Source organism: uncultured Parabacteroides sp., assembly GCF_902493135.1.
Lineage (GTDB): Bacteria > Bacteroidota > Bacteroidia > Bacteroidales > Tannerellaceae > Parabacteroides.
Genome location: NZ_CABUOD010000032.1, coordinates 1 through 14,100, shown reverse-complemented (window position 1 = coordinate 14,100; position 14,100 = coordinate 1). Strand labels below are relative to the sequence as shown.

Genomic DNA, 14,100 nt, shown 5'->3' with positions numbered 1-14,100 from the left:
ATCAATATCTGTCTAACGCTTTTATCAATCCGGAATAATACCCCTGTGCAAGCACCTTGGCCTGCACATAATCCAATTGCGAAGTCTGTCGATATGCTTGCGCCTCTATCACTTCCACAACCGATATTTTTCCTTCCGCGTAACGTTCCAAGGCCATCCGTTCGTTCTCACATGCTTTTTCAAGCGAGTTTTCAGCCAGATCGACCCGTTCGAGTGCTTGAGACAAAGAGGTTCGGGCCGTCTGTACTTCGAGGTTCACCTGGTCTTCGACTTGGTTGATCCGGTCATTTGCCATACCGATTTTCATTGTCGAAGCCCGCTTCTCGTTGCGGCGTTTCCCCCACTCGAACAAAGGTACGGACAATTTGGCATATACCGCATAGTTAGGATCCAAATCCGCACGGAAATCATAACCGGGAGACGAGTAACTACCGTCAAGCCCGATGTATAACTGCGGTTTGTATCGGGAATCCGTCAGTTTCAACGCACTTTCCGCCATTTTCAATTGATCGTATGCCATGCGTATCTCCGGCCGGCCTGTTCCGTCCGATATCCAGATATCGTTCGTGTAACAGACTTCCGGGATGCTCCGATCCATCTCGGTCGTATCCTGTAAATTCACTCCAATCAATGAGTTGAGAGCCATGCGGCTTGTCTCGAAATCACTCTGAGCCTGCAACAGCCGGTATTCCGCCTCATTTTGCTTAACCTCGACCATCAACAGTTCCTGCGGGTCGACCAAGCCCGCCTCTACCCGCTCGCGAATCGTCTGAGCCAGAGTAGCCATCGAATTGCGGTAATCAAGGGCCACATCGACAATTTCTCTGCGTGCTACCGTATTCCAGTATTGCATATCCGTCTGATAGCAAACAGCCGAACGGAACAGTTCTTCCTGATTGGCGGCAAACGAATGGCGATGTCCGGCCATACGGATTGATTCCAGAATCCGCCCTCCCGTATAAATGGGTTGGAGCAAAGAAAGAGAAGCCCCGTATTTCAGATCACGACCTTCGAACGTCATCGGCCGTTCCAGAGAAGGAAGAGCCAATGTCAATTGCAACGGCTGCCCGATATACTGGAAATCGGCATTTCCGGACAACTTCGGTTTCCAGTCCGCCTTCGCCGCTTTTTCCAGTTCGATGCTGGCAGAGATATTCTTCTCTGCCGATTTAAGATCATGGCTGTATGACAAAGCCATAGAACGGTATTTTTCGAGCAACGGACTTTGCTGGGAATAAGAAAATCCGGTATAGAGCAGGAACACACTTATCAATAGATGCTTTTTTCTCATATCTGTTCTTTTTTAACCTTATAAAATAGCGTGTACAGTGCCGGAGTTACAAACAAGGTCAGCAGTGTAGCAAACGTCAACCCGAAAATAATGGTAGCCGCCATTCCACCGAATGCCACATCGAAAAGAAGCGGAACCATTCCGAGAATAGTAGTCGTTGCAGCCATCAGCACCGGACGTGTCCTGGAAACGGTAGCCTCGACAACCGCCGTATAGGGGGCAACGCCGTTCTTACGTTGTACGTTGATTTCATCCAGCAGGACAATCACATTCTTAATAATCATTCCCAACAGCCCTAACCAACCGGCAATAGGGAAAAAACCGAAATCAAAACCGGTCAATAACATTCCGATCGCCACTCCGATCAGCGATAATGGCAACACACAGAGAATAATAACCGGTTGTCGGAAATTACCGAACAGGGCGACCAAGATCACAACCAACATCAGGAATGCCAGCGGGAAAAACTTGGCAAGAGCCTGTAAACCTTCGCTCTGATCTTTATATTGGGAATCCCAGAAAAAAGTATATCCTTCCGGCAACTTCATCTGTTCCACCTCATCGCGAATCTCGCCATGCACTTCCGCCATCGTATGTCCCGGTTTCACGCCGCACATCGCCGCCATGGACAATTGCCGGTTGTAGGTGCGCACTTGCGGGAACTCCCAGGTTGTTTCGATCCGCTCCGTCACCTGCGACAAGGGAGCCGACCGCTCGCCGTTCCACACGGAAAAGCTCCCAAGCGAACGGACATCCGCCACTTCCGCCCCATCCGATTTCAACAAGACGGGAACCTTTTTCTCGTTATCGCGATAGACACCGACCACCGTTCCGTCGTTGATGGATTTGACGGACTCCATCATCGCAGCTTTGGTTATGCCTAACGCTCCTGCTTTGACCGGATCATAGACCGGACGGATCATCATCGACATATTTCCCCACTCATTACGGGCATCGGCCACCTTCGGATTACGGCGCATGATCTCGATCGCTTCCCCTACCAGCGAATCCAGCACAAGCGGATCAGGTCCGAGAAAACGGGCTTCGATCACCGCCTCCGTAAGCGGACTCAATTCGAACTTATTGACTTTGATCAGCGGACCGGGAAAACGGGTACGGATCGAATCTTGCAACAAAGCATGCAATTCGCGCGACTCCCTGGAAGACTTGCATTTGACCAGGACTTGCGCATAATTGGACTGCGGACCGAACGAGACGTTGGACAGATAATAGCGCGGAGGAGTACGTCCGGCATACGTCGAAACCATCTCCGTCTGTTCATGCCTCCGGATATAGTCCGCCATCTCCATTGCCAATCGATCCGTTTCTTCGATCTTCACGCCTTCCGGCAACCAGACATCCAAGGTGAAATACTGCTTGTCCAACGCCGGGACAAACACTTTCGGGATAAACTTGAAGCTCCAGGCCGAAAAGACCAGCATCACGACCAGGCTGCCGATCGCAACCGTCCGGTGCCGTATCACCCAATGCAGGGAAGAGCGGAACTTCTCATAATATCGACCGGAAAACAACGAATCCTGCAATTCCTCAGGACGAGGACGCCGCACGAACTCCTGGATAAAGAAAGGAGTCTGTGTCAAAGCAAACACCCAACTGAACATCAGGGAAACACCGATAACCACCACCAGCGAAGACAAAAGCTCACCTGTGATATGAGGCGAATAATAAATAGGCAAAAACGTCAGGATCGCAATCACGGTAGCCGCCAACAGAGGAAGCGCCGTTGCCGAACAGGCCCGCATAATCGCCACTCGTTTACGCATGCCACGCTGCATGTTGACCAATGCCGAGTCCGACACCACAATCGCATTGTCGACCAGCATTCCCATCGCGATGATAATGGCAGCCAACGACATGCGTTGCAATGCTATTCCCGATCCGAACATGACGATCAAAGTCGCAAAAATAGAAAAAACCAATCCGCTCCCGACCAGGATTCCATTCTTGAATCCGATAAAGAACAACAGGATCGCCACAACGGTAACGACCGATATGATCAGGTTGAGGATAAAACCCTGATTGGCCACATCCGATTCATATCCCTGATCATATATGGATTGCAGTTCGAATCCTTCCGGCATGCTTTCGGACAACTCCCCGATACGCGCTTTCACCGCCTCCGCCATGTCCACCACATTTCCAGTCGGGACGGTAGAGATGGCAATACCGACAGCCGGACGGCCGTCTATCCGCATCAGGTTGGAAGCCGGTTGCTGATAGCTTTCTTCGACAGTCGCAATATCGGCCAAACGGAAATGCTCTCCGGTACGCGAGACAATCGTCAGGTTCCGGATATCGTCCGGCGAATAGAAATTCCCGGTCGATTCGATCCGGATCCGGTTCTGCCCGGCATCGATCCCCCCGGCATCCACTACCCGGTTCTGGGCATCGAAAGCACGGGCGATATCGGCGGTCGTAATGCCGCTACGCGCCATCACGGAAGGACTGACGGACACATCGATTGTCGGCGTCCGGACTCCGTATATTTCAACTTTGGCAACATCCTTGACCTTCAGCAGTTCATTCTTGACACCTTTGGCTTGGTCTTCCAGTTCACGATACGTATAACGGTCTCCGGTCAGGCCATAAAACACCCCTAAGACATCGCCGAAATCGTCGTTCACGATGGATGTTCCGGCTCCTGCCGGCAACTTTCCCTGTACATCGTTCACCTTCCGGCGCAACTTGTCCCACAACTGTTGCATCTCGTCGGCCCGGATTTCCTTTTTCACATAGACCGTGATCTTAGACAGGCCAGCCCGGTTCTCCGTCTTCAGGTAATAGAGTTCGCCGAGCGATTGGATCGCCTCTTCCAGCACATCCGTCACTTGCGACTGCACTTCCATCGGGGATGCGCCAGGATAAGGCGTCAGCACCAAAGCCTGCTTGATCGTGAAAGGAGCGTCTTCCAACTTTCCCATCTTGACATACGAGAAAAGTCCTCCGGCCAGGATCAAGACCAACAACAGTATCGTGACTGCTTTCTTTTGCAGAAAATACTTTACCAGCTTCATCGTTTCCCTTTTTCTGAAATTGATACTTTCCTACCGTCCGACAAGAAACGAAGCCCGCTTGTCGCCACCATTTCACCCGCTTGCAACCCTTCCTCGATCCGGACAGTCCCGTCCGGCAATAATTCACCGGCCGTTACGGACCGACGGGTAACACGGTTCGTTTCAGGACTCACCACCCAGACAAAATCGCCCACCGAAGGACGATGGCAAAGAGCCGCCTGCGGAACAGAGATACTCCCGGAAACCACAGGGGCAGATTGCAGTAAAGCCTTACCCGACATACCGGACAGCAACCGGTTTTCTTCATTCGGAAGAATGGCTGTCAACAAATATGACAGGTTGTTACGGGTCGTTCCTTTGGACACCTCGACAACGTTTGCCGTATAAAGCCGGTCGGGCTGTGTGTCGAAACGCAGACGAATCGTATCGCGGGGTCGTATGGAGCAAGCGATATCCTGTGTCACATAGACTTCTATTTTAAGGCGGTCGATGTCGATAAAGGAAATCACAGGCTGCGAAGCCTTTACATCCTGAAACTTTTCCAGATAAACTTCTCCTACATATCCGTTGAACGGAGCTACCAGCTTCGTATCTTCCAATTCATTCACGGCTGTCTCGAAAGACGACTTTGCCGACACATAATCCGCTTTCGCTTTCTCATAAACACTGGCCGCCACGTTTTCTTTCTCAAACAAGATCCGCACACGTTCATATTCGGCTTTTGCCTGGAGATAGGCCGCCTCAGCACGGTTACGGCGAATCCGGAAATCACGCGGATCGATCCCGGCAATGATACTTCCACGCGTATACCGGCTACCGGCATACACGTCAAACTGGTCGATCGGACCGCCCACACGAAAAGAAAGCTCCGAGGTCCGGAACGGTTGGGCAATAAAGGCAAACTCCGTATTGCCTTCAAAGGAAACAGGCGATACCCGGGCTGTATTCACCTCTATACCCGATTCTTGCTCCACATCTTTACCTTTACAGGATGCCAGCAACAAGGCAACACAGGCAAACAGAACTGGATGTAATCTTATCTTCATAACACTTCTTTTAAATTCCGCCCAAAAGTAAAAGTCCTGTTCGGTTATAGCCGGAAATAAAATCCCGAAACCGGAAAAAACGCACCTGAAACCCCTATTCCAGTAGACACATGGTTGCCGAATATGGAACATTGAAGCCATAGCCTGCGTCCTTATCCCCTTATTGTCATATTTTCGAAAAAAGGCATTGGTCCAAATCGAAACTACTACCGCATCTATTTCGAATTTATACCCCATTTAATTCAAACTACATGCAAGGGTAATATTTTTTAACAAACAGCCTTTTCTTTATACATTTATCAATCAAACACTTATACAAAACCCCGTTTTTCAGGGGGATACTGTATTATTTTTCAGTAAATCCCGGCAATGACGATAACGGGCGAGCCGAGATATTTTGATGCGGTCCCCCTGCTATTATATGCTGCTAACCACAGATATAAAACAAATTAATTATCTTTGTATGGGATAAGAAACTTTTGCGTATCTGTCTGAATGACAGCGTTGAGTAGTGAGAAAGAAAGTTGTTGGTAACGATTTAGCGACAATGTAACTGCGCTGAACTACTGCGTTTTGCATCTCGTCAAACAACTCTATACAAATGTAGCGAATTTCTTGAAAACTGCAAAATAAATAAGCTGAATTTCATAGAAAATGCGGGCGGAATTTTCCCGCCCGCATTACTCATCATCATCGTCGTTACATTTCTTTTTCATCGTCGCGCTGCTTACGCAGATTCAGACGTTCGCGCATCTTGTCGAGGAAATAGGTACGGCTGTCTTTCTTGTAGCGCTTCATATCCAGATAGGCATCGTAGCAATTCCGCTCTTTGATTTCCATCCTGAATATCCGACCGAAAAAACTGCCAATTCATTGATTGCAGTTCTCCATCGTCGATACAACGCAATTCCTGTAAGCCGTAAATCAATTCGATCAACTCGACGAGCGTTCCCGTCCAACGATGCGCGGGTTCGGACTGCATCGGTTCTTCCTGCGTTCTGTTGTACCGACGCAGCAAATCCAATTCTGTATTGATATAACCGATAGCTATATCCAAGAAACGACCTTGCGTGTTACGTGCCGAATCCTTTTCTTGGGGCAGGTATTTCCGCAATACATGCAATCGGATTCGCGTATAGGGTAAGGTTCGAAAAATCGCAATCCGGTCTTGTTCTTCGTTACAAAACGATTGCAGGGCTATGTCAAATTCACGGAAAAGTTTTTCCGTAACGGCTTTCGAGGCGGCATCGACAAAATGATCCGCTGCAATATGATGTGTCATAATTATTCATCTTTTATGTTATAAATCTTTGGGCTCGATTCTCTTATTGTTCACGACAATCGACGGCGGTAACTTATTTCTTAAAAGGTGAATGACTTTTCATTTATAGTTCTATGCGATTTTAAATATAACGATAGATATTCTCCGCTCATATACTAACATGAATATCAAGCCTAACAGCAAGACGAGCAAAGTATCGCCCGTTATTAGTTTTAGTTTGTGAAAAGGTAAGAGGTATGCATAAGGGTTTTTGACTATAAGTGCTCATTTATAACTATAAATACATACAACAATATCGGCAACCTTCACTGATCTTCGTACAGCCGTGCCAGGGATTCCATATATCGTGCATATCCGTTTATTTCAGTATATCGGTTACTATCTTGTTCATATCCTCACGGAACGGGATGAAAGAGCGCACGGGAGCCTGCTTCTCGGCGTAGTCCCGATTGATGCGCACCAACGTGATGTTATCTGCCTGCGATGCCATCCGCTCGAAAGGGAAGCGGATGATGGTCGGAGTATTGTAGCCCACGCCCAACTCCAAAAGCAGCGTGTTTCGGCGACAAGCCTTTTGCATGAAAGCCTGATAACGCTCGTGGCTCTCGTACCAATGCGCATCCTGCACGAAATGGTCGTCTTTCCTCAGATTTACCTCCATCGCTCCGCCGCACACGGGGCAACGGGGCACGAGCGAAGCCGGGATACGGCAATTCTCGGTATTCCGGGACATCTCATGCACGAGGGCTTCATTATAATACAGTTTATCATGGCACGCTTCGGCACATTGCAGGTAGGCATAATCGCCTTGCACGGCAAATATCCGTTCTCTGTCGAATCCCGCTTTCTCGAACTGCCCGTCCACATTGGTGGTTATCACGAACCACTCTTTCCGCCCGACCGCCCGAAACAACATCCGGTACAATTCCGTACCGGCTTCGTCATAGCGGTTCTGCCGGATATGGCGTGCCCAGTACGCCCACCGTTCCTCCTCCGTCTTGAAGGGATAAAACGACGAGGTATAAAGGTCTGTAAATCTGTAACGACGGATAAAATCACCGAAATGATCCGTGAAACGGCGACCGCTATACTCCAGTCCAGCGGCAGCGGAAAGTCCCGCTCCTGCTCCGATAACGACATACTCCGCCCGGTCGAGCGCGTGGCGCAATTCCGCCAACCGGCAGGAATAACTCTCTCTGATGGGCATCTTACGACAATAGGTTTCTATAAATGGATAAGTCATCATCTTTGAATACATTGAATATGACGGAATTTATACCGGTCGCAACGGTCGCGTCGAGATACGCGCGCACGGTGCTGACCGCAATCTCGGCAGCCCGCTTTTGGGGGAATCCGAACTCTCCCGTAGAGATACAGCAGAAAGCGATGCTTTGCAAATCGTGCGCATCGGCCAGCGCAAGGCATGACCGATAACAATCCGCCAGTTGTCGTTCTTGTCTGGGCGTAGGTTCGGTATCACGGACAATGGGGCCGACCGTATGCAGTACATAACGGGCGGGCAGATTGTAGCCGTCCGTAATTTTTGCCCGCCCGGTCGGTTCCGGATGCCCCTGCGCCTGCATCAGCCGGTCGCAAGCCAGACGCAACTGCACTCCCGCCGCCGAATGGATGGCGTTGTCTATGCAGCGGTGCATCGGCACGAAACAACCCAACAGTGCGCTATTGGCTGCATTGACGATGGCATCCACCTGTAAACGGGTGATGTCGCCCTGCCACAACCGCAAACGCCCATCTACCCGACACGGCATGATATCGGACAAGGCGACAATTCCTTTGTCCGCCAGTTGCCGTTGCAGCTCCCTGTCCTGCGCCTTTATCAAATCTTCGCTCACGGGATGCGGCGGACGGACGTTCAGCAATGTACGCATCATCCTCCGCTGCTCCGATAATGAATCCGGTATTTGCAGACCGGCATATTCCATACGCTCATCGAGCAATGTCCGAAGGACTGACCGGATATTTTTACTTCTGTCCATAGTCGTAATGCTCCTGCAAAGGTGGGTCAGGCGTCAGGTCGTAATAATCGAGACTTGCGGCGACCAGGCGGAAATAGACCAAATCCGTGTATGCCTTGTAAAGTCGCGGCAACACGGGATTGGCAGCATATATCTCCCGTGCGGTCGTATCGTCCACGTCGAACACGGCTTGTCCTGCAATACGGACGAATATGTTCTCCTTCATGGCAAGTATTTCCACATTCGGATTCTTCTGCAACTGCCTGTAAACCTCTTTCTCCGGTGCTGTAACGAAATAGAGCGTGTTTCCCTGCTGTTTCATGATTTGGAAAACACGGATTTTCGGTCTGTCGCCTTCGACCGTAGCAAATGCCACCTCCTTATTCGTTTTCAGAAATTCAAGTGCTTTTTCCATGCAATCATCTTCTTTGAATGATACGTTCCGCTTCCCTGCCGGAAAACGGAACATATCGGTGTTGATTATTTATACAGAGCCTTTGCCAGTTCTTCCAGCCCCTCCGCTCCGGGCAGCTCCGGATAGGCTTTCTTCATCGCCCCGACGAATGTTTCCGCAGTCTTGTTCTCTGCCAGTAACTTCTTCATCGTATTAAGATAGTCGATTTTGAATTGCACGGCATCCGCTTTCGCCGCACCGCCGTGACCGCCGATAAAGAGTTTGGCACCGGATTTCAGTGCGTTTTTCGCTTCGGCGATTTCGGCGTCGATGGCGTCAGACGAAGATACTTGCAGATGGCTGACATGCGCCTTTGCCGGCGTCCAGTGGGTGTAGTACACCTTTCCCCCGATCAGAATACTTGCACCGGGAAAGTCCGTTGAAGCTCCGCGACGGAACTCGAAAGGAACACCCGCATAGGTCTTGGTCGTGCCGAATGCCACCTCCTCGGCGTTGCCCGTAGGCATCGCAGTCAGGGCGTCGCCGAATAGCTGTGCGAAGTTCTTCATCATGCCGCCATATACGGCTCCTTTCGTGAACTCCGGCATACCTTCCGGCATCACGACATCGTGGTGCGCCGTGCCGCCCACATGGTAGTCCGTGATTCGTTTCTCTACGGGTTTGCCCAATCCGGCAAGATAGGTGTCGAATTCCGCTACATTGTCTTTGAAGAGCGGCTGTTCCATCGTAACGAGAGCCTTCTTGCCTTCCACAATGTAGCTGGCATCGCCCAGCGCGTCATTCGTGTAATAGACATGCAGTTTGAAGTTGCCGAGGTCATGTACCTCGAAACGTCCCTTTTCCTGTGCCGAAGCACCCAAAACCATACCGGCAAGGGCCAGCGTCAAAATAATCTTTTTCATTTCTTTCTTGTTTTTATTTGTTGTTATACTTCAATGTTTAATAAGCTGCGGTAAAGCGTTCGCGATGGTGTTTTTCCTTTTCCAGCTCGTCAATCATCGCCACGGCGTAGTCCTCGACCGAGATGAAACTTTCGCCTTTCTCGTCGAAAAGCATATCGTCTTTACCCAGACGGTATTTTCCAGTACGCACGCCCGGCCCCATGTTGCCGAGATTTCCGGCAGGAGAAAAGAACACCCAGTCGATCTCCTTCTCCTTCATCAACGTATTCAGATAAAACTCGCCCAATGATTTCACACCCGGCAGCCACGCTTCGGGAAGAGTTCCCGTATCGACCAGCCGCACGCCCGGTTTCACGAAAAGGGTTCCGGCTCCGCCGACGATCAGCAGACGTTTCACGCCCGAACGCTTCGCTCCCTCGACGATTTTCGGGTAGTTTTCAAGCGTTTCTTCGTATTGACGGGGATTCGCCCAGCCCGGATTATAGGCACTGATAACTGCATCCTTGCCTTTCGCCAGATTTGCCAGTGTGTCCGGATCGGTGGCGTCCGCTCCCATGACGGTCAGATTCGGATGATGTACCGAAATCTTGTCGGGATTCAAAACAACTGCTGTTACTCGATGTCCGCGATTCAACGCTTCATTCAGGATGGCGGAGCCTACAAATCCGCTCGCTCCGATTAAAACTACATTTTTCATACTTGCAAAATTTTGATATCAACCATTAGTTTCTAAAAGTATCTTTGTATCTTTTACACTGCAAATATAGAACGAAAAATCTCTTTTGTCAAGTAGGCACTTGATATGCACATAGTTACATCTTGGTAACGATAACTGTATATGAACATCTTACCTACCTGATTTTTTCGTATTTTTTTGCGCTTGCAGATTTCAAGAGATTTAGTTACTTTTGCATACTAAAAAGAGAAAAATGGATAGAACAATGATATTGGATGCTTATGATCCGCAGTGCCCTATTCGCAATATTCTGGCTCGTATGAGTGACAAGTGGTCGCTTTTAGTTATTTACACGTTATCGCAGATAGAAAAAATGCGTTTCGGTGATTTACGACGAGCAATCCCGGATATTTCACAAAAGATGCTTACCGTTACATTAAGAACACTGGAAGAGGACGGATTCGTAACACGTACTATTTATCCGGAAGTGCCGCCGCGAGTGGAATACGCGCTTACGATCAGAGCGCATTCGCTTTTGCCTCATATTCAATCGTTAATCGTATGGGCGAAAGAAAACATGGAGCCGATTATTTGCGACAGGAAGAAAGCGGCCGGGGGAAAACGCTGACATGATTCCGGCAAGTTTTCCTTGCTGTTGCCACAAAATTTCTTATATGGATCATCTGATTATCATATAAGCCGGCATACGTTTTAACGAGTTATGCAGATTGATACCCGATGTTTCATCATGTGTTTTGTCAGGCACGTAAGGCATTGGAAGCTGACGCACTTGTTTCCTGCAAAGTCTATCCCATAGTGCCGCCCAAGATGGAGTGCAAATTGACGGACATCGGATATTCGTTTGTCCCGTTCATTGTACAACTTACTGAATGGGCGCAGACCGACATATAATCCATCGTCAAGCATCGGAAGAAATTCGAAACGGAAGGTCTGCAAGAATAAAAGGTAATACATTCTCAATCGCCCGACTACGGAGGAGCGATTCCGCCCCGCAGGGCAAGGCTTTCGGGAGTAACCCGAAAGGTATCGAGTTACTCGATACACACCTTGCTGTTAGCCGATGCTAACAAAATCGGAGAGCTGTTGCCCTCCGATAATTGAACTGCTTTCACTATACTCGCTATACAGAGTGTGCACACTGTACTGTCCTATGAAACGGACAGCGGAGCTATAATTTCCTCCATCGTTCGATGTCCTCGCCGTAGGTTTCCAGATGATGCCGTGCGAGATTCTCCATCAATCCCGAAACGCTCATCCGTCTGCCTCCCAACCTGCGCACGATCTCGTCCAATCGGTCGCGCACCTCGCAACTCACGAAGACGGGTTTACGGTTCTCGATTCTCGGCACTCGGAGGAATGTCTGTCGGTATTCCTCCAACGTCGCTCTTTTCTGCTTTATTCCGGCGCAACTGGGTATAGCCTGCGCTGGCTGTTCTGTCGTTGCGGTCGTGTCCGTCGGTAGTGTCGTTGCAGTTTGCACATTCGGTTCGTTCGTTACACGTTGTGTACCCGGTACATTCTCTAAACCGACATCTGCCGGTTTCAATCTTCTCATTTCGGGACGAAACATCTCGATAATCTCTTCGGCGTCGATGTCCGACGTTCTTTCATTTTTGGTCATAAGGTATCTATTTAACAGGTTAATATTATTTCTTTTTTCATAGGTAACCGTCAGTTGGAAATCTGTCGGCTGTACTCGTCCGTTTTACGTGAGCAGGTCATCAGTATATTTATTGCAGGCCATTTGCTCGCTGTACCAAGTGTACGGAGTATATACTCCCGGAATCTCATTGCACCCTGCGCATGGATACGGAATGCAAGGGCAATGATAATCTCCATGTTATACACGTCTGCACCGTTGCCGTTTTCCAGCCGAATGTACTTGCAGACCTCGTAATCGTGCAGCGTATCGCTTTTGATGATTGCCTTGATACCCGCATTTACTGCTCCGGCAGTCGTGCCGAACAGCTCGGCAAGCTCCATTGCCGTCATCCATACATCGCTCCCTGTCGGGGTTACACCGTTTTCGCCGATTGTGATTCTATCTCTTTTCATCGTACATCCATTTTTAGATGGTTTGACAAATAAAATTCTCCATTTGCTCGATACGCTGCGAGAGTTTTTCCATATCGCGGCTCACCTTTTCCGCCGTGATTTTCGCGTAGATTTGCGTCGTGCGGATGCTGCGGTGTCCCAGCATCTTCGAGAGCGTTTCAATCGGCACGTCGTTCGATAAACACACCGTCGTCGCGTAGGTGTGGCGACTCATGTGCCACGTGACGTTTTTCTCGATACCGCATTTTCTCGCAATCACTTTGATGCTGTTCTTGCAGTTGGTATAGCAGGGAACGGGCAGCAGCCTATCGCCCTCGGCCATGCCGTCGTATTTTTCGATGATATGCTTGGCCACGTCCAGCAAGCGGATATTCGATTCCGTACCTGTCTTTTGGCGGTTGGTGATAATCCACAGGTGACCGTCAAACGAGGTTTGCAGGTTCGCTTTCGTCAGGTTCGCCATATCCGTCCAGCTCAAACCCGTAAAGGTGCAGAAGATGAACAGGTCGCGGATCACCTCGTAACTCTTCTTTTTGAATGTCCCGTTAATCAGCAGCTTGATTTCCTCTTTGGTCAGAAAACCCCGCTTCGTTTCCTCTTTGGTGATGCTGTACGCGAAGAACGGATCGCGCTGCAACAGTCCGTTATTGACGGCCATGTAGATAATCTTACGGAACGGCATCATATACGACCAGACCGTATTGTTGCAATGGTTCTTCTCGGTTTTGAGAAACAGCTCGAAGTCGGTGATGAACGCCGGAGCAAGCTCACGTAGGGCAATGTCGCTGACCTTGTACCGCTTTTCGATAAACTCCGCGAGGTGGTTATAAACGGTGCAGTATTTCCAATAGCTGCGCAGGCTTTTGAGCTTGCCCACCTGCTTTTCGTAATCCTCGTTATGCTGCCGGAATACCGCCAACAGCGTTTCGTGGTTCATACCCAATCCCAGATAGGCGTTACGCACTTTCTCGGCGATTACATAGTTGTCCCGATCGGCGATTTTCTGATAGGCTTGGTTGATACCCACGCGGATTTTATCCAGCATCCGGTTGGCCTCCTGTGCCACCACGCTGCGACCGGACACGCGGCCTAACTCCACGTTCCACGATTTTTCCTCCACGTCCAGCTTGCAACTGAACTGTGCGATTTTGCCGTTTACCGTAATCCGGCACATCACCGGAACAAGCCCGTTCTTCTTCGGGGCATTGCGTTTCAGATAGAATAAAACTTTGAAAGTCGATCTCATAACTCTACAATTTTTTAGTGAACAAAATTATTTCTTGTAGAGCCGTTTGTCGATACGCAAATCACAGCGAATCAGCGTAATCGCACCCGAAAACCACGGCTCTTTCATTTAACTGAAAAATAGAGATATAGTTCCCTTACCCGGTTCGGATAGAA

At 49.4% G+C, this 14,100-nt stretch carries 14 protein-coding genes; 2 read left to right on the top strand and 12 right to left on the bottom strand.

Features of this window, described 5'->3' with window-relative positions:
- Window position 1 precedes the first annotated feature (1 nt).
- The 9 genes from RDN79_RS13765 to RDN79_RS13725 form a co-directional block, all read right to left on the bottom strand.
- Window positions 2–1,291, bottom strand: a complete 1,290-nt coding sequence (locus RDN79_RS13765; RefSeq protein WP_298550809.1) for a TolC family protein — start codon at window positions 1,289–1,291, stop codon at window positions 2–4.
- Window positions 1,288–4,326, bottom strand: a complete 3,039-nt coding sequence (locus RDN79_RS13760) for an efflux RND transporter permease subunit (RefSeq protein WP_298550811.1) — start codon at window positions 4,324–4,326, stop codon at window positions 1,288–1,290. The genes RDN79_RS13765 and RDN79_RS13760 overlap by 4 nt, the downstream gene beginning before the upstream one ends.
- Window positions 4,323–5,372, bottom strand: coding sequence for an efflux RND transporter periplasmic adaptor subunit (locus RDN79_RS13755; protein WP_298550813.1), 1,050 nt, complete (start codon window positions 5,370–5,372; stop codon window positions 4,323–4,325). The genes RDN79_RS13760 and RDN79_RS13755 overlap by 4 nt, the downstream gene beginning before the upstream one ends.
- 699 nt (window positions 5,373–6,071) lie before the next feature.
- Window positions 6,072–6,212 (bottom strand): hypothetical protein, encoded by a 141-nt coding sequence (locus RDN79_RS13750; RefSeq protein ID WP_308573241.1) that lies wholly within the window; start codon window positions 6,210–6,212, stop codon window positions 6,072–6,074.
- 800 nt (window positions 6,213–7,012) lie between these two features.
- On the bottom strand, window positions 7,013–7,900 hold the full coding sequence (locus RDN79_RS13745) for a Sir2 family NAD-dependent protein deacetylase (protein ID WP_253282676.1): 888 nt from the start codon (window positions 7,898–7,900) through the stop codon (window positions 7,013–7,015).
- Window positions 7,863–8,651, bottom strand: coding sequence for a protein-ADP-ribose hydrolase (locus RDN79_RS13740; RefSeq protein ID WP_044545342.1), 789 nt, complete (start codon window positions 8,649–8,651; stop codon window positions 7,863–7,865). The genes RDN79_RS13745 and RDN79_RS13740 overlap by 38 nt, the downstream gene beginning before the upstream one ends.
- On the bottom strand, window positions 8,638–9,045 hold the full coding sequence (locus RDN79_RS13735) for a pyridoxamine 5'-phosphate oxidase family protein (protein WP_044545341.1): 408 nt from the start codon (window positions 9,043–9,045) through the stop codon (window positions 8,638–8,640). Before RDN79_RS13735 ends, RDN79_RS13740 begins: the two co-directional genes overlap by 14 nt.
- Window positions 9,046–9,110: 65 nt before the next feature.
- The gene (locus RDN79_RS13730; RefSeq protein ID WP_298550819.1) at window positions 9,111–9,947 is read right to left on the bottom strand and encodes a hypothetical protein; all 837 of its coding nucleotides are present in this window, start codon (window positions 9,945–9,947) and stop codon (window positions 9,111–9,113) included.
- Between the two features lie 37 nt (window positions 9,948–9,984).
- Entirely contained in the window at window positions 9,985–10,644 is a 660-nt protein-coding gene (locus RDN79_RS13725; protein WP_044547215.1) for an NAD(P)-dependent oxidoreductase, read from the bottom strand.
- A 232-nt stretch (window positions 10,645–10,876) separates the two neighbouring features.
- Between RDN79_RS13725 and RDN79_RS13720 the strand changes: the two genes are divergently transcribed.
- Together RDN79_RS13720 and RDN79_RS19085 are read left to right on the top strand one after the other, a co-directional pair.
- Entirely contained in the window at window positions 10,877–11,251 is a 375-nt protein-coding gene (locus tag RDN79_RS13720; protein ID WP_044544549.1) for a helix-turn-helix domain-containing protein, read from the top strand.
- Window positions 11,252–11,361: 110 nt separating this feature from the next.
- A complete protein-coding gene (locus RDN79_RS19085) occupies window positions 11,362–11,535 on the top strand; it encodes a winged helix-turn-helix transcriptional regulator (RefSeq protein WP_081033062.1) in 174 nt (57 codons plus the stop codon).
- A 277-nt stretch (window positions 11,536–11,812) separates the two neighbouring features.
- Here the strand turns inward: RDN79_RS19085 and RDN79_RS13715 are convergent, their stop codons facing one another.
- Genes RDN79_RS13715 through RDN79_RS13705 form a run of 3 tightly spaced genes read right to left on the bottom strand, consistent with a single transcriptional unit; the run spans window position 11,813 to window position 13,945 of the window.
- The gene (locus RDN79_RS13715) at window positions 11,813–12,265 is read right to left on the bottom strand and encodes a DUF3408 domain-containing protein (RefSeq protein WP_044544548.1); all 453 of its coding nucleotides are present in this window, start codon (window positions 12,263–12,265) and stop codon (window positions 11,813–11,815) included.
- 50 nt (window positions 12,266–12,315) lie between these two features.
- Complete coding sequence (locus RDN79_RS13710; protein WP_298550829.1) at window positions 12,316–12,699, bottom strand: hypothetical protein; 384 nt, start codon at window positions 12,697–12,699, stop codon at window positions 12,316–12,318.
- A 13-nt stretch (window positions 12,700–12,712) separates the two neighbouring features.
- Window positions 12,713–13,945 (bottom strand): site-specific integrase, encoded by a 1,233-nt coding sequence (locus RDN79_RS13705; protein ID WP_298550831.1) that lies wholly within the window; start codon window positions 13,943–13,945, stop codon window positions 12,713–12,715.
- Window positions 13,946–14,100: the final 155 nt, after the last annotated feature.